This window comes from Stenotrophomonas sp. NA06056 (genome assembly GCF_013364355.1).
GTDB lineage: Bacteria > Pseudomonadota > Gammaproteobacteria > Xanthomonadales > Xanthomonadaceae > Stenotrophomonas.
Genome location: NZ_CP054931.1, coordinates 3239892 through 3264144, shown reverse-complemented (window position 1 = coordinate 3264144; position 24253 = coordinate 3239892). Strand labels below are relative to the sequence as shown.

The window sequence follows — 24253 nt, the reverse complement described above, 5'->3', positions numbered from 1 at the left end:
ATGCTGCCGCGCTTCTTCATTCACCGCCCCGTATTCGCCTGGGTACTGGCGATCTGCATCATGGCGTTCGGCACGATTGCGGTGACCCAGCTGCCGGTCGAGCAGTATCCGGACATCGCACCGCCGCAGGTCAACATCACCGCCAACTACACCGGCGCGTCTGCGGAGACGGTGGAAGACAGTGTCACCCAGGTGATCGAACAGCAGATCAAGGGCATCGACCACCTGCTGTATTTTTCCTCCACCAGTTCGTCTTCGGGGCAGGCGCGGATCACGGTCACCTTCGACCAGAGCGCCAACCCCGATATCGCCCAGGTGCAGGTGCAGAACAGCGTCAACCAGGCCATCAACCGCCTGCCGCAGGAAGTGCAGCAGCAGGGCGTGACCGTGGCCAAGTCGCAGGGCGACTCGCTGATGGTGGTTTCGCTGTACGACACCAGCCGGCGCATGGAGCGGGTGGACGTATCCGACTTCCTGGTCAGCAACGTGCAGGATCCGATCAGCCGCATTGCCGGCGTCGGCGAGATCAACGTATTCGGTTCGGCCTATGCGATGCGCGTGTGGCTCGACCCGCACAAGCTGCGTGCCTACGATCTGATGCCATCGGATGTGCGCAGCGCGATCCAGGCACAGAACACCCAGGTCACTGCCGGTGAACTGGGGGCGCTGCCGTCCAGTGCGACGCAGAGCCTCAATGCCACCGTCACCGCGCAGTCGCGCCTGCAGACCCCGGAACAGTTCCGCGCGATCATCCTGCGCACCTTGCCCAGTGGCGCGGCGGTGCACCTGGGTGATGTCGCGCGGGTCGAGATCGGCGCGGAGAATTACCAGACCAGCAGCTACCTCAATGGCTATCCGGCGGCGGGTTTCTCGGTGACCCTGGCCTCCGGCGCCAACGCACTGGCCACCGCCGATGCGGTGCGCGCGGAGCTTGACCGGCTGCGGCCTACGTTCCCACCCGGTCTGCAGGTGGCCTATCCACGCGACAGCACGCCGTTCGTACGGGTCTCCATCGAAGGGGTCATCCACACCCTCATCGAGGCGATCGTGCTGGTGGTGGTGGTGATGTTCCTGTTCCTGCAGAACGTCCGTGCCACCTTGATCCCGGCGATCACTGTGCCGGTAGTGCTGCTGGGGACTTTCGGTGTCCTCGCGGTGGCCGGCTTCACCATCAACACGCTGACCCTGTTTGCGATGGTGCTGGCCATCGGCCTGTTGGTGGATGATGCGATCGTGGTGGTGGAGAACGTGGAACGCATCATCCACGAAGAGCATCTGCCGCCACGCGAGGCGACCGAGAAATCCATGGGCGAGATCACCGGTGCGCTGATCGGCATCACCGTGGTGCTCGGCGCGGTGTTCCTGCCGATGGCGCTGTTCGGCGGCTCCACCGGCATCATCTACCGGCAGTTCTCGATCACCATTGCATCTGCCATGGCGCTGTCGGCGCTGGTCGCGCTGACCCTGACCCCGGCGCTGTGCGCGACCCTGCTCAAGCCTTCGTCGGCACAGAAGCCACCGGGACGCTTCTTTGCTGCGTTCAACCGTGGCGTCGAACGCAGCCAGTCGGCCTACCAGGGCAGGCTGGGTGGCGTGGTGGCCCAGCCGCGGCGCTGGATGGCGTTCTACCTGCTGCTGGTGATCGCCATGATTGCCTTGTATGCGCGCATGCCGACCGGTTTCCTGCCGGTGGAGGACCAGGGCCAGGTGACCTTCCAGTTCTCCACGCCGGAAGGCACGCCGATGGCGCGCACCGAGGCGCTGGGCGAGCAGATCAGCCGCTACTTCATGGAGCACGAGAAGCAGAATCTGGACGTGGTGTTCGTGGTGGTTGGTCGCAACAATGCGGGTACCGGGCAGAATGCCGGCCAGGGCTTCCTGGCGCTCAAACCGTGGGACGAGCGCAACGGCGACAACACGGCGGCGGCGATCATCGCGCGCGCCAACGCCTATTTCCGCAAGCTGCCCGACGCCAAGGTGAATGTACTGGCGCCACCAGCCGTGCGCGGTCTGGGCCAGTCCAGCGGTTTCGAACTGTGGCTGCAGGACACCAGCGCGGCCGGCCGGGTGGCATTGCAGGCCGCGCAGGAAAAGGTGGTGCGCGCAGCCGGCGAGGATGACGGGCTGACGTCGGTGCGCTTGAACGGGCTGGGTGACAAGGCCGAGCTGCGGCTGGACATCGACCATGCGCAGGCCAGTGCCCTGGGTCTGGCCCAGGCCGACATCAATTCCACGCTGTCCGCTGCCTGGGGTGGCAGCTACATCAATGATTTCCTGGACCGTGGCCGGGTCAAGCGCGTCTACATGCAGGGCGACCAACCTTACCGCAGCGTGCCCGACGACATCGGCCAGTGGTATGTGCGCGGCGGCAACGGTCAGATGGCATCGTTCGCCAGCTTCGCCAGCAGTCACTGGGCGCGTGGGCCGCAGCTGCAGCAGCGCTTCAACGGCCTGCCTGCGATGCAGATCCAGGGCAGTGCGGCCGAAGGGCGCAGCTCGGGCGAAGCGATGCAGCGCATGCAGGCGCTGGTGGCCGGGCAACCCGGGTTCGATCTGCAATGGAGCGGGTTGTCCTACCAGGAACAGCTGGCCAGCAACCAGACCCTGTACCTGTACGCCGCGTCGATCGCCTTCATCTTCCTGTGCCTGGCCGCGCTCTACGAGAGCTGGACGGTGCCGGTGGCGGTGGTGCTGGTGATCCCGCTGGGCGTGATCGGTACGGTGCTGGCGACTACGGCTGCAGGCTTCGTCAATGACATCTACTTCCAGGTGGGGTTGCTGACCACCATTGGACTGTCGGCAAAGAACGCGATCCTGATCGTTGAGTTCGCCGAAGCGCGCTACCGCGCAGGCAGTTCGGCGGTGGAGGCGGCACTGCAGGGCGCGCGCCTGCGCCTGCGGCCGATCGTGATGACTTCGCTGGCCTTTGTGGCAGGCGTCATCCCGCTGGCGTTGGCCACCGGCGCCGGCGCGGTCAGCCGCCGTGAAATCGGCATGAGCGTGATCGGCGGCATGCTCTCGGGAACCGTGCTGGCGGTGGTGCTGGTGCCGCTGTTCTTCGTGCTGGTACGGCGGTTGGGCAGGGCGCGGCCAGTGCATTGAGGCCAATGTCGCCGGTGTCATCTTTCTGCTGCAGCGCCGTCACCCGGTCTTGGCCTGGGCGTCGGTAGGGTAGATCGTCCCCGTCCCCCACGGAGACCCGCCATGTGGCTGCTCGACCGACTCTGGCCCCCGCGCCCCGCGCTGCCTGCCGAAAGGCTGCCGCCGACAGCGGACACGCCCGCGCGTAGAACACCGTTGAAGCGCCCGCTGCGCGTCGGCCGGGCCAGCATGGCGCCGTGGCAGAAGATCGCGCCGCCGCCCCGGCGCAGCCGCCACTAACCGGTACGGTCGGCGGGGTGGTTCACCCCGTCATTGACCGGAATCGTTCCCAGCGCGAACGGATCGATGCCTTCCAGGCAGGCCACGTTGTAGCCGTACTGGTCCGGGCTGGAGCGGCGGCGGTGGTGCGTGTAGATGCCACAGACGCCGCAGAAGTAGTGCTCGGCCACGTGGGTGTTGAACTGGTACAGGCGCAGGTGGGCCTGGCCGCGCACGATCTGCAGCCCGTCCCGTGCCACGCTGGCGGCGATGGCGCCACGGCGCCGGCACATCGAGCAGTCGCAGCGGCGCGGGTCGACGATGCCCTCGGGCAGCTCCAGCAGCAGCTCGACCGTGCCGCAATGACAGCTGGCCCGGTGCTGCGCCTGCACGGCTACGCCGGCCACGGTGGTGATGCCCATCTCTGCCCCCTGCGCGCCCTTGGTGGGTGCAAGTATGCCCCGGCCGCGCTTGCCTGAACCGGTTGTAGATGTCGCCGTGAGGCGGCTTGTGGCTAACTATGCCGCCCCGGGACCTCGACAGGACGCCAGTGAAAGCCGCAGGACGATGGATGACAGGATGTGTGATGGTGCTGCTGGCGCTGTGGGTGGCGGGTCTGTTGACCTACCAGATGCCCGGGCCGGGCTGGCTGGGCGTCACCGCGGCGGTGCTGTGGCTGCTGGCCGCTGCCTGGGCGTCCTGGCAGGTGGCGCGCGGCCGTGGCACGCGCAGGCTGTGGGCGGCCTTTGCCGGCGCGCTGGCGCTTGCCGGGCTGTGGTGGCTACTGCTGACCCCGCGTCAGGACCGCGACTGGGCTGATGATGTGGCGCAGCGCCTGCACGTGCAATCCTTCGATGGCCGCCACGTGGTGCTGGACAACGTGCGCGATTTCACCTGGCGCACCGAGACCGACTACGACGCGCGCTGGGTACGCCGCAGCTACGATCTGGACCAGCTGCGTTCGGCCGACCTGGTGCTGTCGTACTGGATGGGCCCGGCGATCGCTCACACCCTGGTCTCGTTCGGATTCGAGGATGGGCGCCACCTGGTGTTCTCGCTGGAAATCCGCAAGGAACGTGGTGAATCGTTCTCGGCACTGGGCGGTTTCTTCCGCAAGTTCGAGATGACGTTGGTCGCGTCCGAAGAAACCGACATCATCCGCACCCGCACCAACGCGCGCGGCGAGGACGTCTACCTGTATCGCCTGCACGGCATGGACCGTAACCAGCTCAAGGCCCTGTTCGCCGCCTACATCGAGCAGGCACGCCAGCTTGATGCCACGCCCGGCTTCTACAACACGCTGACCAGCAACTGCACCACCATCGTTTTCGATCTGGCACGGCATATCGCCCCGCGCCTGCCGTTGGACTATCGACTGCTGGCGTCGGGCTACCTGGCCGAATACGCGGAGGAGGTGGGCGTGCTCACGCCCGGCGTGCCGTACGCCGAACTGCATGCCAAGGGCCGCATCACCGAGCGTGCGTTGAAGATGGCACCCAACGATGATTTCTCCACCGTGATCCGCCAGGGCGTCCCCGGCACCGAGCAGGACCCGCAGCAATGACCTCGATGATCCTGTTCCGCTGGCAGCGCGTGCTGCCAGCGCTGTTGGCTGCTTTGCTGCTGCTGGGGGGCAGCGGCTGCGCGATGGTCACCGTCAAACAGGTGGCTTCCAGCGATTACCTGGTCAACAAGCGTGCCGACGTGCTCAACACCGGCAAGCTCAGCCCCGCCTCACGCGAGACCCTGAGTGCGGCCGGGCTGGACGAATCGCAGTGCGAGAAGGACTTCCTGGTCTGCCGCAGCACGCTGTTGATGACCGATGATCTCAACGTCGAGCAGCGCTTGTCGACGCTGTCCGAGCTGTGGGTGAAGGCCGCGCTGGCACTGACACCGAAGAAGCAGGCAGCCAACGAGCCGCCGATGAGCGATGCGGCGCTGGATGCGTGGCTGGAGGCGGCGCGGTATGGCTACGCCTATCTGTTCTACAGCGGACGCTCGCCCTCCGATCGTGCGTTCGAGGACCGGCAGACGCAGGTGCGCGATTACTACAACTACGCCGCCGAAAAGGCTGCGGTGGTGCTGTTCGCGCGCGCCCGTGCTGCCGCGTTGGCTGGCGAGGATTACACCAAGCCGGTGTCGGCGGGCAGCTGGACACTGGCGTCCGATTTCCAGCGGCTGTCGCTGAAGAGCATTCCCAAGCAGCTGGTGCCGGCCGGCACCGTCAGCTTCGTCGGCATGCGCAGCACGTATCGCCGCGACGGTTTCGGCGCCGAACTGGTGATGGTGATGGACCCGCCGAAGCTGGTGGTGCCGGCCGTCGCCGCCGAAGGGGCCAAGGCCGAGACGACGCAGGCGCAGGCCACAAAGGACGAGCAGGAGGAGGGCGGCCGCCGCGGACGCCGCCACCAGCACGACGATTCGGTGCCCGAGTACAGCGAGATGTCCTCGATCAACGTCACCGCATTGCTGCGTTTTGAAGGCAATACGCTGGAGGACGTCATGCGCACCCGCCAGGTGCTGCTGGATGGCTATTCGCCGGAGGCGACCGAGCGCATCACCCTGCATGGCGAAGAGGTGCCGCTGGCGGGCAACTTCACCGCCGCCTACGGCCTGTGGCTGGCGCAGAGCGGGTTCGCCACGCAGTCGCTGCGCACCCTGTTCGGCATGAGCGAGGGCATCGGCGAGCCGCACATCTACCTGATGCAGCCGTGGGATCCGAACCGCCGCATCATCTTCATGCTGCATGGGCTGGGCAGCAGCCCGGAAGCGTGGGTGAACCTGGCCAACGAGATCATGGGCGACCCCGAGCTGCGCCGGCAGTTCCAGGTGTGGCAGGTGTACTACCCGACCAATGCGCCGATCGCGCTGAACCGTTATGAGATCGCCAACGCATTCAACGACACGCTGAAGCATTTCGACCCGAACGGCAGCACGCGTGCCTCCAGGGACATGGTCTACATCGGCCACAGCATGGGCGGCGTGCTGGCGCGGTTGCTGGTCAGCGACTCGGGCGACGTGCTGTGGAACGATCTGCTGGCCAACTATGACCTGAAGGGCGAACGCCTGAAGCGGGTGCAGTCCAAGCTGGGTCCGCTGCTGCACTTCAAGGCCGAACCAAACGTGGAGCGTGCGATCTTCATCGCGGCTCCGCACCAGGGCACGGACATCGCCGGCAACAAGGTTGGTCGCCTGATCGGCCGCCTGGTTCGCCTGCCGCTGACCATCCTTGGCAAGTTCGAGGACGTGTTCCTGGCGCTGGCGCAGGCCGAGCAGCAGGTGGATGGCACGGCCAAGCCGAAGATCCCCAACAGCATCGACAACCTCAAGGCCAGCGACCCGTTCGTGAAAGCGGCTGCGCAGCTGCCGATCACGCCGGGCCTGAAGTACCACTCGATCATCGCCCAGCGCAAACCGGAACTGCCGGTGGAAAAGTCCGACGATGGGCTGGTGCCGTACTGGAGCTCGCACCTGCCCGGCGCCTTGTCGGAGAAAGTGATCATCTCCGGCCACAGCGTGCAGGAAACCCCGCAGGCGGTGCTGGAAGTGCGCCGCATCCTGCACCAGGACATCGATGAAGTGGGCACGGTGGCGACGCCCTGATCGCGTCTAGACCCGCCTGGCGATCACCGTGGCGAACGCGGCCAGGCCCAAGGTGATAGCCAGGCACAGGATGTAACCGGTATGCGGGGCGCTTTCCACGAACAACGCGAACAGCGCACCCGATACCGCCAGTGCGGTGGTCACCGACAGCGCCTCGCTCAACTGCAGCGCCGAGGTGTTCGCGCCCTGCTCGTGAGGCGGTGACAACGACAGCGTCAGCACCGACAGGCTGGCGTAGATCATGCCCATGCCGAAACCGGTCAGCGTCCAGCCGACCAGTGCGACCGGCAGTGGTACCGCCGTGAACAGCACCGCCAGTGTCGCGGTGATGCCCACGGTCATCAACGGCGTGCCCACGCGCAGCAGTTGCTGGCGCGACCAGCCACGCTGCTGGTGACCCTGCAACCACGAGCCGGTGAACCACCCCAGTGCGCCCAGGCTCAACACAGCACCGGCCCAGCTGGGCGACAGCCCGCGCTCGCGCTGCAGCAACAGGGGCAGGTAGGCCTCGCAGGCGAAGAACGCGGCGGCGGCCACGCCACGCAATGCGATCACGCTGGGCAGGCCGCGGCGCAGGCGCAGTGTGCCGACGGGGAGCAGGCGATGTACACAGAACAGCAGCGCCAGCATGGCTACGCCGATGCACAGCAGCGCCGGCACGCCTTGTTGCTGCCCACCCAGATACAGCAGCAGGGCGGCCAGGGACGCACCGGTCGCCCAGCGCACGATGCCGCCGCGGCCATCATCGGCAACAATCGTTGCTGGAGCCTGCATGCGCGCCAGCGCCGGTCGCAGCAGCAGGCCGGCCGGTACCGCCAGCAGTGGCACCGCCAGGAACACCCAACGCCAGCCCAGATGCTGCACGATCACCCCGCTCAGTGCCGGGCCGATCATCGAGGGCACCACCCAACCCGCAGAGAACGCGGCGAACACCTTCGGTCGCAGATGCTCGGGGTAAGTGCGGCCAACCATCACGTACAGCGAGACCGAGATCGCTCCAGCGCCCAGGCCCTGCAGCAGGCGGCCAGCCACCAGCATGCCCATGCGCATCGCGAAGCCCGCCAGCAGCAGGCCGAGCACGAAGCAGGCCAGGCCCCACCACAGCGGCCGTGCCGGCCCATGATGATCGGCCCAGCGACCGGCCAGGGTCATGCCGATCACACTGGTCGCCAAGGTGCCGCCGAAGGCCAGCGCATACAGGCGCAGGCCGTCCAGGGCCTCGGCCACGGTGGGCATCGCGGCGGCCACCGCCAACGCCTCGAAGGCATGCAGAGAGACCAGGGCGACCATGCCCACGGTGGTGGCGCGGTAGCGCGCGGACAGGATGGAGGAGTCGACCGGATCGGCCGTGGCAGCGGGGGAGGGCATCAGGTTCCTGCGGGGGCGGACGGGCCGCGCTTGTCATCTGGCGGCGATGGTAGCAGCATGCCACCTCAACCAAAGTTGAGGTCAATCGATGCTGGCACAGGACATGAGCGTTGGCGATGTCGCCCGCCGCAGTGGCGTGGCGGTCTCTGCGCTGCATTTCTACGAGCGCAAGGGGTTGATCAGCAGCCTGCGCACCTCGGGCAACCAGCGCCGCTACGCCCGCGACGTGCTGCGCCGGCTGGCGGTGATCCGCGTGGCACAACGCGTGGGCATGCCGCTGGAAGCCGTGGCACGCGCGTTCGAGAGCCTGCCGCAGGGGCGGGCGCCAACCAAGGCCGACTGGGCCAAGTTGTCGGCACGCTGGCGGGTGGAGCTGGAGGAACGCATCCACATGCTGCAGCTGCTGCGCGATGAGCTGACCGGCTGCATCGGCTGCGGCTGCCTGTCACTGAAGCGTTGCCGCCTGGCCAACCCGGATGACGTGCTCGGCGAGCGCGGAGACGGCCCGATGCGCTGGGGCTGAACGTGCTGGTGGGTGCCGACCTTGGTCGGCACGTTCGTTACCAGACGGTGATGGTTTCGCCGCTCTGGATGCCTTCCACCGCGCGCTGGAAGGCCAGCGCCGCGCGCTGTGCGGTTACGGCTTCAAAGCCTGGGAAGTACGGACCGTAGGCCTCCATCGATTCCACCAGTACGTTCGGGCTGACCACATTGATGCGCAGCCCGCGCGGCAGCAGTTCCAGCGCCGCCGCGCGCACGAAACCTTCCAGTGCATGGTTGACGGCGGTGGCGTTGGCACCATCGCGGATCGGCTGCGCGCTGACGATGCCGCTGGTCAGGGTGATCGAGCCGCCGGCGTTGAGATGGTGCTGCGCGGCCAGTGCAAGACGCACCTGGCCGAGCAGCTTGTCCTGCAGGCCGACGTTGAACTGTTCGGGTGTCATCTGTTGCAGCGGACCGAAATGCAGCTTGCCGGCGGTGGAGATCACCGCATCGACCGGGCCGGTCTGTGCGAACAGATCGCGCACGCTGGCGTCATCGGTGAGGTCGACGCGCAGGCTGCCGCTGTGGCGGCCGGCAGCGAGGATGTCGTGCTGCTGGCCCAGGTGGCGGGCGACCGCCTGGCCGAGGGTGCCGCTGGCACCAACGAGAAGGATCTTCATGACAGCTCCTTGCGAGAGGGGATGAGCGCAGTCTGCGCCGTCGCCGGTCGGTTTGATAAGGGGGGTATGATTCGCATATTCCTAACCATGGGTTTGCAATGGACACCTTGCGCTGCATGCAGGCGTTCGTCGCCGTAGCCGAGCACGGCAGTTTTTCCGCTGCGGCCAGTCACCTGCAGGTCTCGGCGGTGATGGTCGGCAAGTACATCCAGCAGCTGGAAGCGCACCTGGGTACCGCGCTGCTGCAGCGGAACACTCGGCGCCAACGCCTGACCGAGGCCGGCAACGCCTATCTCGCCGGTTGCCGGCAGGTGCTGGAACAGGTGCAGCAGGCCGAGGCGGACGTGGCCGGATTGCAGGTGCAGCCACGCGGACTGTTGCGTGTCAGTGCGCCGACCACCTGGGGTAGTTGTGTCCTGGCGCCATTGCTGGCCGAGCTGCTGCGGGCACAGCCGCTGTTGAACATCGAGCTGGACCTGAGCAATCGCCGCATCGACCTGATCGAGGACGGTTTCGATGCAGCAATCCGCGTCGGCCCGCTGCCATCGCAGGAACTGGTGGCACGGCCGCTGCCGCCGTACGCGATGAGCCTGTGTGCATCACCGTCCTATCTGCGCCGCCGCGGTACGCCGCGCACGCCTGCCGATCTTGAAGGACATGATTGCCTGAGCCACCTGGCCTGGCGCGGCGGGCACGGTTGGCAGTTGGCCAATGGTGAACAGGTGGACTGGGAAGCACGGTTGACCAGCAATGACGGTTACGCGCTGCGCGAAGCGGCCGTGGCGGGTGCCGGCCTGGTGCTGCAGCCGACCGCGCTGCTTGCCGGTGAAATCGCGGCAGGGCGATTGAAGCCGCTGCTGCGCGACCATCTGCCCGAGCCACGGCCGATGCACCTGATCTATCTGCCCGACCGTCGCCCTCGGCCGCGGCTGCAGTGTTTCGTCGATTTCGTCATGGCCACATTGGGGCAATGAGCATCCACGCATGGCGTGGATCTACTGAAGAGCACCATGCATTCCCGCGGCGACAGGTATCAGTAGATCCACGCCATGCGTGGATGACGGTGGGTGCCGACCGTTGGTCGGCACACCTGTTTCAATCATTGGCCGCAGACAACTCCTGCCCACGCACCTGCGCCGCACGCAGCGCCTTTTCCACCAACGCTTCAAACCCGCCCGCCTGGAAGCTCTCGATCGCTGCCTGCGTGGTGCCGTTGGGCGAGGTCACCCGGCGACGCAGTTCGGCTGGGCTTTCACCCGCTTCGTCCAGCATGCGCGAGGCGCCCAGCAGCGTCTGCACCACCAGCGTGCGCGCCGCCTCTTCAGGCAGGCCCTGTGCGATACCCGCCGCTTCCATCGCTTCGGCCAGCAGGAACACATAGGCCGGGCCACTGCCGGATACGGCGGTGACCGAATCCATCTGCGCTTCGTCGTCGATCCACACCGTGCGTCCCGCACTGGCCAGAACGCGTTCGGCCTGCGCATGCTGCTGCGCATCCACCGACGGCGTGGCATACAGACCGGTCACGCCGGCACCGAGCAGGGCAGGGGTGTTGGGCATCGCGCGCACCACCGGCAGCGCGCCCCCCAACCAGCGCTGCAGCTGCGGGCTGGTGATGCCGGCGGCGATCGAGATCACCAAGGGTTTGTTCGCCTGCGCCAGTACCTGCAGTGATTGGCAGACGTCGCGCAGCACCTGCGGTTTCACCGCCAGCAGCCATGTGTCGCCCTGGGCAGCCGCGTCGGCCGCGTTGTCATGGGTCTGCACGCCGAAATCAGCGGCGAGTGCTTCTCGCAGTCCGGCCACCGGTTCGGCCACGTGGATGTGCGTGGCCGGCACGCCCTGCCGGATCAGGCCGGCGATCAGGCTGCGGGCCATGTTGCCGCCGCCGATGAAGGTGATGGAATCAGCTGCCATGGGAATCTCCTTGGAATCAGGCCGGGCGCGGGCGTGCGCCGAACAGGGCGGTGCCGATGCGCACCAGGGTGGCACCTTCGGCAATGGCTTCGGCGTAGTCGCTGCTCATGCCCATCGACAGGGTGTCCACCTGTGGATGACCGGAAGCCAACGCCTCGAAAAGTGTGCGCATGCGCACGAATGCATCGCGTCTGCGCTCGGCCTCAGGCCATGGCGCAGGAATCGCCATCAGGCCGCGCAACCGCAGGTTCGGTTCGGTGAGGATGGCCGTAGCCAGCGCCTCCACGTCATCAGGCATGCAGCCGTGCTTGCTCGATTCGTCATCGATGTTGACCTGGATGAGCACGTTCAGCGGGCCACGTTCAGCGGGGCGGTAACGGGCCAGGGCGGTGACCAGCTTGGGCCGGTCCACGCTCTGCACCCAGTCGAAGTGCGTGGCCACCGGCTCGGCCTTGTTCGACTGCAGGTGGCCGATCAGGTGCCATTCCAGGCCCAGGTGCTGCAGTTCCTGCATCTTTGCCAGCGCTTCCTGCACGTAGTTCTCGCCAAAGGCGGTCTGGCCCTGCGCGGCAAGGGCAGCGATGGCCTCGGCCGGCTGGGTCTTGGACACCGCCAGCAGGCGCGGCGGTGGCCGCCCGGCGGCATCGGCGGCGTTGTGCAGGTTGCTCAGGATCTGGGGCAGGGAAGTGGCCACGTAACGCGTTCCGTTCAATCAGGAGGCTATACTGCCGCCCGGGGAAAGATCCTTCCAGTCGAAGCCGTTATTGGGGAGTAGCCGCTCATGGATATCGCCGAGCTGTTGGCGTTTTCCGTAAAGAACAAAGCGTCCGACCTGCATCTGTCCGCAGGCCTGCCGCCGATGATCCGCGTGGACGGTGATGTTCGCCGGATCAACATTCCAGCCCTGGACCACAAGCAGGTCCACGCGCTGGTGTACGACATCATGTCCGACAAGCAGCGCCGCGATTACGAGGAATTCCTCGAAGTCGACTTCTCCTTCGAGATTCCGTCGCTGGCGCGCTTCCGTGTCAATGCGTTCAACCAGAATCGTGGCGCCGGTGCGGTGTTCCGTACCATTCCGTCCGAAGTGCTGACCCTGGAAGACCTGGCCTGCCCACCGCTGTTCCGCGAGGTGATCCAGCAGCCGCAGGGCCTGATCCTGGTGACCGGCCCGACCGGTTCGGGCAAGTCGACCACGCTGGCGGCGATGATCGACTACATCAACAAGAACGAGTACGGCCACATCCTCACCGTCGAGGATCCGATCGAATTCGTGCACACCTCGCAGAAGTGCCTGATCAACCAGCGCGAAGTGCATCGCGATACGCATGGTTTCAACGAGGCGCTGCGCTCGGCGCTGCGTGAGGACCCGGACATCATCCTGGTCGGCGAACTGCGTGACCTGGAAACCATCCGCCTGGCGCTGACCGCCGCGGAAACCGGCCATCTGGTGTTCGGCACCCTGCATACCAGTTCGGCGGCCAAGACCATCGACCGCATCATCGACGTGTTCCCGGCCGGCGAAAAGCCGATGGTGCGCTCGATGCTGTCCGAATCGCTGCGCGCGGTCATTTCGCAGGCGCTGCTGAAGAAGGTCGGTGGCGGTCGTACCGCTGCGTGGGAAATCATGGTCGGCACCCCGGCCATCCGCAACCTGATCCGCGAAGACAAGGTGGCGCAGATGTACTCGGCCATCCAGACCGGCCAGCAGTACGGCATGATGACCCTGGACCAGCACCTGCAGGACCTGGTCAAGCGCAGCCTGATCACCCGCAACCAGGCCCGCGAATACGCCAAGGACAAGCGTCTGTTCGAGTAAGGCGAGGCGATGGCGGGGCAGGGCGCAGCACTACGCCGCCGGCCCCGCGCTGTTTCCTCCACCGACCGATTCCTGGTACATGCCCCATTGGGAGCCCGCCGTGAACACCACCGCGACCACCATCGATTTCACCTCGTTCCTCAAGCTGATGGCGCACCAGCGCGCCTCGGACCTGTTCATCACCGCCGGCATGCCGCCGGCAATCAAGGTGAACGGCAAGATCTCGCCGATCACACAGACCCCGCTGACGCCGCAGCAGAGCCGCGACCTGGTGCTGAACGTGATGACGCCGGCGCAGCGCGAGGAATTCGAAAAGACCCACGAATGCAACTTCGCCATCGGCCTGTCCGGTGTCGGCCGCTTCCGTGTGAGCTGCTTCTACCAGCGCAACCAGGTCGGCATGGTGCTGCGTCGCATCGAGACGCGCATCCCCACCGTGGAAGAGCTGAGCCTGCCGCCGATCATCAAGACGCTGGCGATGACCAAGCGCGGCATCATCCTGTTCGTCGGCGCTACCGGTACCGGTAAATCAACATCGCTGGCAGCGATGATCGGTTACCGCAACCAGAATTCGACCGGGCACATCATCACCATCGAAGACCCGATCGAATTCGTGCACAAGCACGAGGGCTGCATCATCACCCAGCGCGAAGTCGGCATCGATACCGACAGCTGGGAAGCGGCGCTGAAGAACACCCTGCGCCAGGCACCGGACGTGATCATGATCGGCGAGGTGCGTACCCGCGAGGGCATGGACCACGCCATCGCCTTCGCCGAAACCGGCCATCTGGTGCTGTGCACGCTGCACGCCAACAACGCCAACCAGGCGATGGACCGCATCATCAACTTCTTCCCGGAAGATCGCCGCAACCAGTTGCTGATGGATCTGTCGCTGAACCTCAAGGGCGTGGTGGCGCAGCAGTTGATCCCTTCGCCGGATGGCCGCTCGCGCAAGGTCGCGATGGAGATCCTGCTGGGCACGCCGCTGGTGCAGGACTACATCCGCGACGGCGAGATCCACAAGCTGAAGGAACTGATGAAGGAATCGGTCCAGCTGGGCATGAAGACCTTCGACCAGAGTCTGTTCGAGCTGTACCAGGCCGGCGAGATCAGCTACGAGGACGCGCTGCGCTACGCCGATTCGCAGAACGAAGTGCGCCTGCGCATCAAGCTCAGCCAGGGCGGCGATGCCCGCACCCTGTCGCAGGGGCTGGATGGCGTGGAGATCTCGGAGGTCCGGTAACGAGGGCGCCGGCCACCGGCGCCAGTGCGATGGATGGCAGGACGGCATTCATGAAATCCAGTCATGACCGACTGCCATCCAGGTCGTTCAATCCGCCGCCGCTGCAGGCGTATCGTCATCGCTCCCCTACTGGAGCACGACGATGCAGACACGTGAACTTGGCCGCAGCGGCCTGAAAGTCTCCGCCCTGGGCCTGGGCTGCATGGGCCTGAGCCATGGCTACGGTCCCGCCGTCGAGCAGAGCCAGGGCATCGCCCTGCTGCATGCGGCGGTTGAGCGCGGCGTGACGTTTTTCGACACCGCCGAAGTCTATGGGCCGTATACCAACGAAGACCTGCTCGGCAAAGCGCTGGCGCCGCACCGCGACAAGCTGGTGATCGCCACCAAGTTCGGCTTCAAGGACGCACAGGTCGACACCGGCCTGGACAGTCGCCCGGAGAACATCCGCGCGGTGGCCGAAGCCAGCCTCAAGCGCCTGCGCACGGACCATATCGACCTGTTCTACCAGCACCGCGTGGATCCGAACGTGCCGATCGAGGACGTTGCCGGTACCGTGCGCGACCTGATCGCCGAGGGCAAGGTGCGCCACTTCGGCTTGTCCGAAGCCAGTGCGGCCACGGTGCGTCGCGCCCATGCCGTGCAACCGGTGGCCGCAGTGCAGAGCGAGTACTCGCTGTGGTGGCGCGAACCGGAACGCGAACTGCTGCCGGTACTGCAGGAACTGGGCATCGGCTTCGTCCCGTTCAGTCCGCTGGGCCGTGGCTTCCTGACCGGCGCGATCAACGCCGACACCACCTTTGCCGACAACGATTTCCGCAACACCGTGCCGCGCTTTGAAGTGGAAGCGCGTCGCGCCAATCAAGCGCTGGTTGACCGCATCACCACGATCGCGGCGGCGCGGGGTGCCACCCCGGCCCAGGTCGCGCTGGCCTGGCTGCTGGCGCAGGCGCCATGGATCGTGCCGATTCCGGGTACGACCAAGATCCATCGCCTGGAAGAGAACCTGGCCTCCGCCGACCTGCAGTTGTCGCCGGCCGAGCTGGAGCGTATCGCGCAGACACTGCAGGAGATCGCCATTGTCGGCGAGCGCTACAACGCGCAGCGTGCAGCACAGGCCAAGGGCTGACCGCGGTAGGTGCGGACCGTTGGTCCGCACTCCCTGGTCCGCACGCCTCACCCCACCATCGGCCCACGCAGTGCATCAAGCACGGTGCGCATCGCCACGGTGACATGCCGGCGCGACGGGTAGTACGCGTAGTAGCCGTCGAAGTGCGGGCACCAGTCATCCAGTGTTGATTGCAGGCGGCCTTCCAGCAGGGCCGCCTGCACCTGGTCCTCGGGCAGCCAGGCCAGGCCACTACCGGCCAGCGCTGCCGCCCGGGTCATGCCCATGGTGTTGAAGGTCCATTGGCCGGAGACACGGACACTCAGCTCGTTGCCGTCCTGGCCGAAATCCCACGGCATCAGGCCGCCATGGGTGGGCAGGCGCAGGGTGATGCAGTTGTGCCCGGCCAGATCGTGCGGGTGCACCGGCGCCACGTGCTGGCGGAAGTACGACGGCGCGCCCACCACACGCATGCGCAGCGGCGGGCTGATCGGCAGCGCCACCATGTCGCGTGCCAGACGCTCACCGAGACGGATGCCGATGTCGTAGCGCTCGGCGACGATGTCGGCCAGGCCGTAATCGGTGGTCAGCTCGACGTTGAGGTCCGGGTACTGCTGCAGCAGCGGCGCCAGCCTTGGCCAGGCCAGGTATTCGGCGGCGTGGCCGGTGGCATTGATGCGGATGGTGCCGGCGGGCCGCTCGCGGTATTCGGCCAAGGCCGCCAGTTCGTCTTCGATCTCGGCAAGGCGCGGGATCAGGGTTTCCAGCAGGCGAGCACCCGCCTCGGTGGTGGCGACGCTGCGGGTGGTGCGGGTCAGCAGGCGCACGCCCAGTCGTTCTTCCAGCCCGCGCATGGCGTGGCTGAGGGCGGACTGGGAGACGCCCAGCTGGGCAGCGGCCTTGGTGAAGCTGCCTTCGCGGGCGACGTGGACGAAGGCTTGCAGGTCGTTGAGGTTTTCACGCGGCATGAGGGGGATGATACGGCCGGGCTGCGCCCGGCGCCCGCGGTAGTGCCGGCCGCTGGCCGGCAACCTCAACAGCAACAGCCGAAGCAAGAGCAAAAGCTGGGTTCCTGTGGGATGGCGCGGTGGGTCCGGTTGCGGGGGACGCTGCAAGTACGTCCCTGTAAGCTCGGTCGCGCCATCCATGGCGCTTACGCCCCCGCAACCGGATCCACCCCGCCTTCGACAGGGGGCCGCGATCTGTCGGAATGGCATGGCCTGCTCGTGGTGGGTGTCGACCTTGGTCGACACGTAGATCCACGCCATGCGTGGATAGGTGCCCGGTGGTGCCGGCGATGGTCGGCAGGTGCGCCATGTCGATTCGTGGTTCTGTGGTTCGTCGATTGGGTACTTTCCAAACAACAGGGAGCAGCACATGAGCACCGACAGCAAACCCAAGGGCCCGGCGTCCTACTTTCCGTCCATCGAGAAGACCTACGGGCAGCCGGTGGCGCATTGGCTGGGGCTGCTGGCCAAACGGCCGGGGCTGAAGCACATGGAACTGGTCAGCTTCCTGAAATCCGAGCACGGACTGGGCCATGGCCATGCAAACGCCCTGGTCGCCCACCACCTGGCCACCCAGCGCTGAGACAACCGCCCCACCGAGCGCAGCGACCCGCTTCTGCTCTTCTTTTCTCTTTACGTGGCTGGACGCGCACGGAAACTGTCCGGGGCCGGGCGGGTGGGCTGTTCAGGGGCGTGAGCCGCATGGATGCGGCGACCGAGCTTACATGGACGTACTTGCAGCGCCCCCTGCACAGCCCCCCCGCCCGGCCCACTGCCAGACTTGGAGGCAGTATGCCGCCCAGCCACGAGGGGCTGCGCCGTTCGCCGGAACTCCCAACTGAACGATTTCATCTGCAACTGTCATGCAGATCGTGTCTAATACCGCTCCCCACCCGTAGTGCCCCCACCTGTATGTCCCTCCAATCCCATGGCCCGGCGCCGTGCGACGACGCTGACGGCCACCTGGTCACCGCTGGCCCGCTGACCCCGCCGCCCGATGTTGCCGGCACCCCCGCCGATGAGAAGGCACTGCGCCACTCGGTCGCCGAGGACGTGCAGGGCATGGTGCTGGCGATGCTGGTGGCCTCGCTGGGCCTGGCGATCTTCGCCAAGGGCGGGCTGATGATCGGCGGCATGGCCGGCATGGCATTCCTGCTGCACTACGCCATGGGCTGGAATTTCGGCCTGGTGTTCGTGCTGGTCAATCTGCCGTTCTACTGGGTGGCGGTGCGCCGCATGGGCTGGGAATTCACCCTGAAGACGTTCGCGGCGGTCACCGCCTGCGGCCTGCTGACCGACATCCTGCCGCGCTGGGCCGACTTCTCGCATATCGCGCCGTTGTACTCGGCGCTGGTCGGTGGCGCGCTGTCCGGCCTGGGCATCCTGTTCTTCATCCGCCACCGCGCCAGCCTCGGCGGCATCGGCATCCTGGCCGTGTACCTGCAGCGCACCCGCGGCTGGAGTGCCGGCAAGGTGCAGATGTCCTTCGACGCGTGCCTGATGGTGGCAGCATTCTTCGTGCTGTCGCCGTCGAAGGTAATGTACTCGGCCATCGGTGCGGTGGTGCTCAGCCTGGTGCTGATGTTCAACCACCGCCCCGGCCGCTACATGGGCGTCTGACGGCGCAAGGGGGTTGCCGGCCAGCGGCCGGCACTACCGGGTGGAGGCCTGCACCCACGGCGGCGCCAGCTTCAGCAGCTTCGCATGCACGGGGCAGTCCTCGGCATGTGCGCCTGGCAGATAGCCCAGGCTCATCAGAAACTCGCCGGTGATCTCGCCGCCGGTGAAGCGGAAGGTCTTCTTGAACAGCTTCACCCAGTCGGCCTTGCTGCGCGGGTGGTGTGCGTCCAGCCATGCGGCGAAGCTGCCGTGGCTCTGGCGCAGCTGCTGGATCACCTGCGCGTTGTGGATCGCCGCCAGCACCTTCAGGCGGTTGCGGATGATGCCGGGATCGGACAGCAGGCGCTCGATGTCCTGCTCGACATAGGCTGCGACGCGATCGACGTCGAAAGCGTCATAGGCTGCGCGGAATCCCTCGCGCTTTTTCAGGATGGTTTCCCAGCTCAGGCCGGCCTGGTTGATCTCCAGCAGCAGGCGCTCGAACAGTTCGCGCTCGTCGCGTTGCGGAAAGCCATATTCGTTGGCGTGGTAGTACTCGTGTACCGGGTGGCCCGGTGCGATGCGGCAGTATCCGCTCATGGTGTGGCCGCCTCCGCGCGGTCGTTGCTGCGATCAATCTCCAGCTGGCCCGCCGCGCCGTCAAGCAGCAGCGTCGGCCAGCGCGGCGGTTGCACGGTCAGGCGGCCATCGCGCAGGGCCTGTGGGGCCTCGTCCGAGGTGCGCTGATCAACGTCCTGGAAGGAAACATCACCCTCCTTTCTCCAGCCAGCCGGTTCACGCACATGCAGCTGGCAGCGCGGACCGCTGTACAGGCTGGTCATGCACAGCAGCACCTCGTCCTGGCCATCGCCGTCCAGGTCACGGCGCAGGGTGATGCAGCGGTTGTCGCCGGTCTTGTCGTCGTCCAGGCAATCGCCGGCGTTCAAGCGGCGGTCCAGTACCGCCTGCCACCAGTCATCAGCTGGCGAGGTGGTGCCCTTGGCCTGCACGATCCGTGCCTTCAGGCCGGCCAGGTCGCGCACGCCATCGTCGATGTCATTGTCCCAGCGCGACTCGCGCTTCTGCCGGGCCAAGGCCTGCACGATGATGCTGGAAGCGCGGGTGTCGGCCGCCAATGACGGTGCTTTCTGCAGCGTGCGCAGCGCCTGCACACCTCGCCGGCCCAGCTCGAAACGCAGCTGGTTTGCAGCGTCCGCGGTCATCAGCGTCGGATCGGCACGCAGGCGCTTCATCTGGCTGGCCAGGGTGATGCGCACCGGGTCGATCACCGGCGAGATGGCCAGCAGTGCCGTGGCCAGCACGGCCCAGCACATCCAGCGGTTGACCGGCTCAAGCCGATGCAGCCAACGGCCCTGCCGGCGCAGTGCGGCGAAGGCGTAGCCGATGGCATAGCCGGCGATCAGCACCGCCACCGCGACGCCCCAGAAGCGCGAGAGGGTCCAGCCGTATTGGCTGACCCGTAGGGTCATCGCATACAACGCCAGGCCGGCGTAGATCGGCAGTGCCAGCAGGCTGGCCTCGACCAGCCGGCGCAGCCATGCCGGGTAGGGCGGCGTGCCGTCGTCGTGCTGGTAGACCGCGTTGGCCAGGCTGATCAGCAGCACCGCCAGCACCAGCAGCAGGCTGGCGGCCGAACGCGTGGCCCACAGCGGCGCCAGCCCGGTGAACGGCAGCGACAGCACGAACAACACCGCGATGAACGACAGCAACGGCAGCAGGCCGCGGCAGATCGCGAACAGCACCTGACGGGTGATCTGCATCGCGCGATGCTGGGTGCGCCCGATCAGCACGCCGAATCCTGCCAGCATGCCGGTGGCCAGGGCGATGAAGGCGTCGCTGCCGAACAGGACGTGGAAGAAGTCGACCTTGACCATCCGGAACAGCACGGCCCACAGCCACAGCAGCAGCCAGGTCAAGCCGGTGAACACCGCCGCCAGCACCAGGGTGAGACCGTTCTGCCAGGCACGTTCGAACAGCGCGCCATAGTCGGCCCGCCAATGATCGGCGTGCAGGCGGAACTGCCACCAGGGCAGGGCAATGAACGCGGCAACCGCCAGGCAGATCGAGAGCGGAACCTGCAGCCCGGCCGCATACAACGCGGTTTCTCCGCTCAGGTTCCAGGCGGTCCAAGCGGCCAGCGCGAGGACCAGCAGCGAGGCCAGCCCGGCGTGCAGCCACAGGCGCCACGCCTTCAGATCGACCAGCGTCAATGCCACCGCAGTGGGCACGGTCAGTACCCAGGCATACCAGCAGTAGCGCCAGCCGATATCCCGGAACGGCCATTGATCGGCCAGTTCCTGGGCGGCGAAAAGCATCAGCCCCTGCAGCAATGCGATCAACACGATCATGCTGCGGGTGGGCCATGACAGCGTTGCGTCCTGCTGCATCGGGTCGTCCTCCTTGCAAGAGCGCCATCCTAGCCCATCCCTTCGCGCCCGCATCCGGCCGCAGCGGTTAGAATGGCGCCCATGCCAGTAACGCCGACTTCCCTCGCCAATCACCTGCTCGTGGCGCTGCCGTCGCTGATCGACGCCACCTTCGCCCGTACCGTTGCGCTGATCTGCCAGCACGACGAGAACGGGGCCATGGGGGTGCTGGTCAACCAGCTTTCCGAGTACACCCTGGGCGAAGTCTTGGCGCAGATGGATATCACCACCGGTGATGATGGCCTGCAGGCGCGTCCGGTGCTCAATGGCGGGCCGGTGCATCCCGAACGTGGCTTCGTCATCCATGACGATGCGCGCGCATGGGATTCCAGCCTCGTTGTCGGTGACGGTCTGTACCTGACCACTTCGCGTGACATCCTCGAGGCGATGGCGCGCGGCGAAGGCCCGGCCAATGCCGTGGTCACTCTGGGCTGCGCGGGCTGGAGTGCCGGCCAGCTGGAAAGCGAACTGTCCGAGAACAGCTGGCTGACCGTGCCGGCCGACGCCGAACTGGTCTTCCAGCTGCCGCTGGAGCAGCGCTGGCAGGGCGCCGCGTCGCGCATTGGCGTCGATCTGTTCCGGCTGACCGATTACAGCGGCCATGTCTGAGCCGGCCCTCATCCGCCGCGATGGCACCGTGCTCGGTTTCGACGTCGGCTCGCGCCGGATCGGTGTGGCGATCGGCAGTGCCTTCGCGGCGCATGCGCGCGCGGTGGCCGTCGTCGATGTGCATGGCAATGGTCCCGACTGGGCGGCCATCGAACGCCTGCTCAAGGAATGGAAGCCTGATGGCCTGGTGGTCGGCGATCCGCTGACCCTGGACGGCCAGGACCAGCCCAACCGCAAGCGCGCGCAGGGCTTTGCCCGCCAGCTGCGGGAACGTTTCAAACTGCCGGTGGTGATGATCGACGAGCGTTCCAGCTCGGTCGAGGCCGCTCGCCGTTTCGCCGTCGAGCGCGCCGAAGGGCGCAAGCGCCGCCGCGATGCGGCCGCCCTCGATGCCGTGGCTGCGGCGGTGATCATCGACCGCTGGTTGTCGTCGCCGGACGACGCCATTCCCATTCCCTGACGATACGAACCCCGCCATGACCGTCCAGCAACTCGATGACTCCGGCCGCCTGCGCCACCTGTTGACGCTTGAAGGTCTGCCCCGCGACACCCTGGTGCAACTGCTCGACCGCGCCGGCCAGATCCGCGATGCCGCGGTCGGCCGTGTCGGCAACAAGCGCCACGTGCTGGGCGGATCGGCGGTGTGCACGTTGTTCTTCGAACCCTCCACCCGTACCCGCAGCTCGTTCCACCTGGCGGCGCAGCGGCTGGGGGCGGACGTGCTGAACTTCGACGCCTCCACCTCCTCCACGCGCAAGGGCGAGACCGCCTGCGACACGCTGAAGAACCTGGAAGCGATGGGCGTGCGTGGTTTCATCGTGCGCCACCCCGATGACGGTGCCGTGGCGGCGCTGGCTGCTGTGGCGGGCGAGGGCACCGCGCTGGTCAATGCCGGCGACGGCCGCAGCTCGCACCCGACCCAGGGCCTGCTGGACATGCTGACCCTGCGCCAGGCCAAGGGCCCGGACTTCTCGAAGATGAAGGTGGTGATCGTCGGCGACGTCAAGCACTCGCGCGTGGCCCGCACCGACCTGCATGCGCTGCGTACGCTGGGCGTGGGCGAGATCCGCGTGTGCGGCCCGCAGACGCTGCTGCCGGACGACGACACCCTGAAGGGCTGCGTGGTGGGCGATGATTTCGACGCGATGCTGGAAGGCGTCGACGCGCTGATGATGCTGCGCCTGCAGCGCGAGCGCATGGAAGAAGGCCTGGTGCCGTCGCTGGAGCAGTACCACGCACAGTACGGCCTGAACACCGCACGCCTGGCCCGCGCCGGCAAGGATGCAGCCGTGCTGCACCCGGGCCCGATCAACCGCGGCGTGGAAGTGACTGACGAAGTAGCCGACGGCCCGCAGTCGTGGGTGCTGCGCCAGGTCGCCAACGGCGTCGCCGTACGCATGGCCGTGCTGGAAACCCTGCTGGGTTGAGCTGCCTTGGAAGCTGCACTGGGCTTGGGGCAAGGCTGAAATGGGCTTCTGGTGGGTGCCAACCTTGGTTGGCACTGACCTACACGAGGCAAGGTGATTTCCCGATGTTCAGGGAACCTGGGGCAGACCATGCTTTTCTGCATGAACAGCGCTCGCCTCCTGCTAGGCCGCCACTCCAGTATCGGCCAGAGCTACATACTTACTACCAATGTGTATTGTCGGGCGCCTCTGTTCGCCAATAGCAATGCCGCGGCCGTAGCCATGCAGGAGTTCCTGCGCTTGGATCTGGAAGGCCTGACCCATTCAATCGCCTACGTGGTCATGCCAGATCACGTCCACTGGTTGATGCAACTGCGCGCGGCATCGCTCCATGTTGTCATGAAGCGATTCAAGTCGCGCACGGCTGTGCACGCAAACAAGCTACTGGGCAGGGTGGGGTGCTTCTGGCAGTCCTGCTATCACGATCATGCGATCCGCTCTGATGAATCGCTGTTCCGGCACGCAATGTATGTGATGGGCAATCCGATCAGGGCGGGGCTGGCAACACAGCTTGGCGAGTACCCGCATGCGTGGTGTGAGTGGGAGATTGACGATTCCCTCGCCAAGCCAGAGTTCACGGGCGCGGAGAGATAGTGCCAACCAAGGTTGGCACCCACCGAAGTCGGACCTCCATCAGAGGTGGCACCCACCAACAGACCTTTTCCCGCAGAAGCCGTGGCTCAGCGCTTCTGCGCGAACAACCAAGCCCACATCGCTGCGTCGGCGTAGGTGGCGTCCCAGGCGTTGTGGTTGCCTTCCGCGTACTCGGTATAGCGCACGTCACGTGCGCCTGCGGTCTGGAACGCGGCCTGCAGCCGGCGATCATCATCCGGCGGCACCACATCATCCAGTGCGCCGTGGAAGATCCAGATCGGGGTGTGCTGCAAGCGTTGCGCGATCACTGCATAGGGATCCGGTTCGTTCGTCACCTGCTCCACGAACAGGGTAGGACGTATCGCACGTGGCGCCAGTACCGCACCACAGACCGGCACGATGGCGGCAAAGCGCCGCGGGTCATCCAGGGCGATGTTCCAGCTGCCGTAGCCGCCCATCGACATCCCGGTCAGGTACTGCCTTGCGGGATCGGCGCCGAATTCGGCAATGGTGGCGTCCAGTGCCGCGATCGCCACCCGGTTGTTGCGGCCGCTCCATTCTTCACCGCCGGGGACCTGCGGAAACACCGCCAGCGCGGGGAAGTCGGTGGCGTGCCGGCGCAGGTACGGGCCCAGGCCTGCGTGGGTCTGCTTCACGCCATCGCCACCGCGCTCGCCGGAGCCGTGCAGGAACAGCACCACCGGCAGAGGCCCTGACGCGCGCGCGGCAGCGGCGGGAATGAACACCTGGTAGTAGGCGGTTTCGCCGTCCACCTTCACCGCGCGTGCCTCGAAGTGGCCGCGCGCAACCGGCGGCGTGCTGGCACATCCTGTCATCATCAGCAGGACCAGCAGCGGCAGCCAGCGCGAGAACGATCGAAGCATGGCGATTCCCATAAGGGCGATGTCGCCTCGATGGTAGTGCGCTGCGGCCGGCCCGGCATCGTGCGCCGC

General features: G+C 66.4%; 23 protein-coding genes. 14 read left to right on the top strand and 9 right to left on the bottom strand.

The window, feature by feature from the left end; genetic code table 11:
* On the top strand, positions 1-3102 hold the full coding sequence (locus HUT07_RS14680) for an efflux RND transporter permease subunit (protein WP_176021548.1): 3102 nt from the start codon (positions 1-3) through the stop codon (positions 3100-3102).
* A gap of 275 nt (positions 3103-3377) precedes the next feature.
* On the opposite strand, the gene HUT07_RS14675 is transcribed toward HUT07_RS14680, so the two are convergent.
* Positions 3378-3782 carry a GFA family protein gene (locus HUT07_RS14675; protein ID WP_176021547.1) on the bottom strand — a complete coding sequence of 135 codons (405 nt, stop codon included), beginning with the start codon at positions 3780-3782 and terminating at the stop codon, positions 3378-3380.
* A gap of 164 nt (positions 3783-3946) precedes the next feature.
* On the opposite strand from HUT07_RS14675, the gene HUT07_RS14670 reads away from it, so the two are divergent.
* Both HUT07_RS14670 and HUT07_RS14665 read left to right on the top strand, forming a co-directional pair.
* On the top strand, positions 3947-4924 hold the full coding sequence (locus HUT07_RS14670; RefSeq protein ID WP_176022561.1) for a DUF4105 domain-containing protein: 978 nt from the start codon (positions 3947-3949) through the stop codon (positions 4922-4924).
* A complete protein-coding gene (locus HUT07_RS14665; RefSeq protein ID WP_176021546.1) occupies positions 4921-6963 on the top strand; it encodes an alpha/beta hydrolase in 2043 nt (680 codons plus the stop codon). The genes HUT07_RS14670 and HUT07_RS14665 overlap by 4 nt, the downstream gene beginning before the upstream one ends.
* A gap of 6 nt (positions 6964-6969) precedes the next feature.
* Here HUT07_RS14665 and HUT07_RS14660 read toward each other — a convergent pair whose 3' ends face one another.
* Positions 6970-8331 carry an MFS transporter gene (locus HUT07_RS14660; RefSeq protein WP_176021545.1) on the bottom strand — a complete coding sequence of 454 codons (1362 nt, stop codon included), beginning with the start codon at positions 8329-8331 and terminating at the stop codon, positions 6970-6972.
* Positions 8332-8419: 88 nt separating this feature from the next.
* Between HUT07_RS14660 and soxR the strand changes: the two genes are divergently transcribed.
* On the top strand, positions 8420-8854 hold the full coding sequence (soxR, locus tag HUT07_RS14655) for a redox-sensitive transcriptional activator SoxR (protein WP_108266730.1): 435 nt from the start codon (positions 8420-8422) through the stop codon (positions 8852-8854).
* Between the two features lie 37 nt (positions 8855-8891).
* On the opposite strand, the gene HUT07_RS14650 is transcribed toward soxR, so the two are convergent.
* On the bottom strand, positions 8892-9494 hold the full coding sequence (locus HUT07_RS14650) for a short chain dehydrogenase (protein ID WP_176021544.1): 603 nt from the start codon (positions 9492-9494) through the stop codon (positions 8892-8894).
* Between the two features lie 98 nt (positions 9495-9592).
* Between HUT07_RS14650 and HUT07_RS14645 the strand changes: the two genes are divergently transcribed.
* Entirely contained in the window at positions 9593-10468 is an 876-nt protein-coding gene (locus HUT07_RS14645; RefSeq protein ID WP_176021543.1) for a LysR family transcriptional regulator, read from the top strand.
* 121 nt (positions 10469-10589) lie between these two features.
* On the opposite strand, the gene proC is transcribed toward HUT07_RS14645, so the two are convergent.
* Entirely contained in the window at positions 10590-11411 is an 822-nt protein-coding gene (gene proC / locus HUT07_RS14640) for a pyrroline-5-carboxylate reductase (protein ID WP_176021542.1), read from the bottom strand.
* A gap of 16 nt (positions 11412-11427) precedes the next feature.
* A complete protein-coding gene (locus tag HUT07_RS14635; protein ID WP_176021541.1) occupies positions 11428-12105 on the bottom strand; it encodes a YggS family pyridoxal phosphate-dependent enzyme in 678 nt (225 codons plus the stop codon).
* 87 nt (positions 12106-12192) lie between these two features.
* Between HUT07_RS14635 and HUT07_RS14630 the strand changes: the two genes are divergently transcribed.
* From HUT07_RS14630 to HUT07_RS14620, 3 genes are all read left to right on the top strand, one after another.
* The gene (locus HUT07_RS14630) at positions 12193-13230 is read left to right on the top strand and encodes a type IV pilus twitching motility protein PilT (RefSeq protein ID WP_004147099.1); all 1038 of its coding nucleotides are present in this window, start codon (positions 12193-12195) and stop codon (positions 13228-13230) included.
* 100 nt (positions 13231-13330) lie between these two features.
* Positions 13331-14473, top strand: coding sequence for a PilT/PilU family type 4a pilus ATPase (locus tag HUT07_RS14625; RefSeq protein ID WP_303246013.1), 1143 nt, complete (start codon positions 13331-13333; stop codon positions 14471-14473).
* Between the two features lie 142 nt (positions 14474-14615).
* Entirely contained in the window at positions 14616-15599 is a 984-nt protein-coding gene (locus tag HUT07_RS14620; RefSeq protein WP_176021539.1) for an aldo/keto reductase, read from the top strand.
* A gap of 47 nt (positions 15600-15646) precedes the next feature.
* Here the strand turns inward: HUT07_RS14620 and HUT07_RS14615 are convergent, their stop codons facing one another.
* Positions 15647-16546, bottom strand: coding sequence for a LysR family transcriptional regulator (locus HUT07_RS14615; protein WP_176021538.1), 900 nt, complete (start codon positions 16544-16546; stop codon positions 15647-15649).
* A gap of 409 nt (positions 16547-16955) precedes the next feature.
* Between HUT07_RS14615 and HUT07_RS14610 the strand changes: the two genes are divergently transcribed.
* Both HUT07_RS14610 and HUT07_RS14605 read left to right on the top strand, forming a co-directional pair.
* Positions 16956-17168, top strand: coding sequence for a DUF4287 domain-containing protein (locus HUT07_RS14610; protein WP_033830520.1), 213 nt, complete (start codon positions 16956-16958; stop codon positions 17166-17168).
* Positions 17169-17497: 329 nt separating this feature from the next.
* The gene (locus HUT07_RS14605) at positions 17498-18205 is read left to right on the top strand and encodes a YitT family protein (RefSeq protein ID WP_099819252.1); all 708 of its coding nucleotides are present in this window, start codon (positions 17498-17500) and stop codon (positions 18203-18205) included.
* Between the two features lie 33 nt (positions 18206-18238).
* Here HUT07_RS14605 and HUT07_RS14600 read toward each other — a convergent pair whose 3' ends face one another.
* Together HUT07_RS14600 and HUT07_RS14595 are read right to left on the bottom strand one after the other, a co-directional pair.
* Complete coding sequence (locus HUT07_RS14600) at positions 18239-18784, bottom strand: DNA-3-methyladenine glycosylase I (protein ID WP_176021537.1); 546 nt, start codon at positions 18782-18784, stop codon at positions 18239-18241.
* Positions 18781-20592, bottom strand: a complete 1812-nt coding sequence (locus HUT07_RS14595) for a DUF4153 domain-containing protein (RefSeq protein WP_176021536.1) — start codon at positions 20590-20592, stop codon at positions 18781-18783. Before HUT07_RS14595 ends, HUT07_RS14600 begins: the two co-directional genes overlap by 4 nt.
* Positions 20593-20673: 81 nt before the next feature.
* Between HUT07_RS14595 and HUT07_RS14590 the strand changes: the two genes are divergently transcribed.
* The 4 genes from HUT07_RS14590 (at position 20674) to HUT07_RS14575 (ending at position 23300) form a co-directional block, all read left to right on the top strand.
* Positions 20674-21240 carry a YqgE/AlgH family protein gene (locus tag HUT07_RS14590; protein ID WP_176021535.1) on the top strand — a complete coding sequence of 189 codons (567 nt, stop codon included), beginning with the start codon at positions 20674-20676 and terminating at the stop codon, positions 21238-21240.
* Positions 21233-21700, top strand: coding sequence for a Holliday junction resolvase RuvX (ruvX, locus tag HUT07_RS14585; protein WP_025874031.1), 468 nt, complete (start codon positions 21233-21235; stop codon positions 21698-21700). Before HUT07_RS14590 ends, ruvX begins: the two co-directional genes overlap by 8 nt.
* A gap of 16 nt (positions 21701-21716) precedes the next feature.
* Entirely contained in the window at positions 21717-22667 is a 951-nt protein-coding gene (locus HUT07_RS14580) for an aspartate carbamoyltransferase catalytic subunit (RefSeq protein ID WP_176021534.1), read from the top strand.
* 141 nt (positions 22668-22808) lie between these two features.
* The gene (locus tag HUT07_RS14575) at positions 22809-23300 is read left to right on the top strand and encodes a transposase (protein WP_176021533.1); all 492 of its coding nucleotides are present in this window, start codon (positions 22809-22811) and stop codon (positions 23298-23300) included.
* Between the two features lie 86 nt (positions 23301-23386).
* On the opposite strand, the gene HUT07_RS14570 is transcribed toward HUT07_RS14575, so the two are convergent.
* On the bottom strand, positions 23387-24184 hold the full coding sequence (locus HUT07_RS14570; protein WP_176021532.1) for a prolyl oligopeptidase family serine peptidase: 798 nt from the start codon (positions 24182-24184) through the stop codon (positions 23387-23389).
* Positions 24185-24253: the final 69 nt, after the last annotated feature.

Bases quoted from the DNA above. Each gene is read 5' to 3' on its own strand.
- HUT07_RS14680 (WP_176021548.1), top strand. From the start codon at position 1: ATGCTGCCGCGCTTCTTCATTCACCGCCCCGTATTCGCCTGGGTACTG.
- HUT07_RS14675 (WP_176021547.1), bottom strand. From the start codon at position 3,782: ATGGGCATCACCACCGTGGCCGGCGTAGCCGTGCAGGCGCAGCACCGG.
- HUT07_RS14670 (WP_176022561.1), top strand. From the start codon at position 3,947: ATGGTGCTGCTGGCGCTGTGGGTGGCGGGTCTGTTGACCTACCAGATG.
- HUT07_RS14665 (WP_176021546.1), top strand. From the start codon at position 4,921: ATGACCTCGATGATCCTGTTCCGCTGGCAGCGCGTGCTGCCAGCGCTG.
- HUT07_RS14660 (WP_176021545.1), bottom strand. From the start codon at position 8,331: ATGCCCTCCCCCGCTGCCACGGCCGATCCGGTCGACTCCTCCATCCTG.
- soxR (WP_108266730.1), top strand. From the start codon at position 8,420: ATGCTGGCACAGGACATGAGCGTTGGCGATGTCGCCCGCCGCAGTGGC.
- HUT07_RS14650 (WP_176021544.1), bottom strand. From the start codon at position 9,494: ATGAAGATCCTTCTCGTTGGTGCCAGCGGCACCCTCGGCCAGGCGGTC.
- HUT07_RS14645 (WP_176021543.1), top strand. From the start codon at position 9,593: ATGGACACCTTGCGCTGCATGCAGGCGTTCGTCGCCGTAGCCGAGCAC.
- proC (WP_176021542.1), bottom strand. From the start codon at position 11,411: ATGGCAGCTGATTCCATCACCTTCATCGGCGGCGGCAACATGGCCCGC.
- HUT07_RS14630 (WP_004147099.1), top strand. From the start codon at position 12,193: ATGGATATCGCCGAGCTGTTGGCGTTTTCCGTAAAGAACAAAGCGTCC.
- HUT07_RS14620 (WP_176021539.1), top strand. From the start codon at position 14,616: ATGCAGACACGTGAACTTGGCCGCAGCGGCCTGAAAGTCTCCGCCCTG.
- HUT07_RS14615 (WP_176021538.1), bottom strand. From the start codon at position 16,546: ATGCCGCGTGAAAACCTCAACGACCTGCAAGCCTTCGTCCACGTCGCC.
- HUT07_RS14610 (WP_033830520.1), top strand. From the start codon at position 16,956: ATGAGCACCGACAGCAAACCCAAGGGCCCGGCGTCCTACTTTCCGTCC.
- HUT07_RS14605 (WP_099819252.1), top strand. From the start codon at position 17,498: ATGTCCCTCCAATCCCATGGCCCGGCGCCGTGCGACGACGCTGACGGC.
- HUT07_RS14600 (WP_176021537.1), bottom strand. From the start codon at position 18,784: ATGAGCGGATACTGCCGCATCGCACCGGGCCACCCGGTACACGAGTAC.
- HUT07_RS14595 (WP_176021536.1), bottom strand. From the start codon at position 20,592: ATGCAGCAGGACGCAACGCTGTCATGGCCCACCCGCAGCATGATCGTG.
- HUT07_RS14590 (WP_176021535.1), top strand. From the start codon at position 20,674: ATGCCAGTAACGCCGACTTCCCTCGCCAATCACCTGCTCGTGGCGCTG.
- ruvX (WP_025874031.1), top strand. From the start codon at position 21,233: ATGTCTGAGCCGGCCCTCATCCGCCGCGATGGCACCGTGCTCGGTTTC.
- HUT07_RS14580 (WP_176021534.1), top strand. From the start codon at position 21,717: ATGACCGTCCAGCAACTCGATGACTCCGGCCGCCTGCGCCACCTGTTG.
- HUT07_RS14575 (WP_176021533.1), top strand. From the start codon at position 22,809: ATGAACAGCGCTCGCCTCCTGCTAGGCCGCCACTCCAGTATCGGCCAG.
- HUT07_RS14570 (WP_176021532.1), bottom strand. From the start codon at position 24,184: ATGCTTCGATCGTTCTCGCGCTGGCTGCCGCTGCTGGTCCTGCTGATG.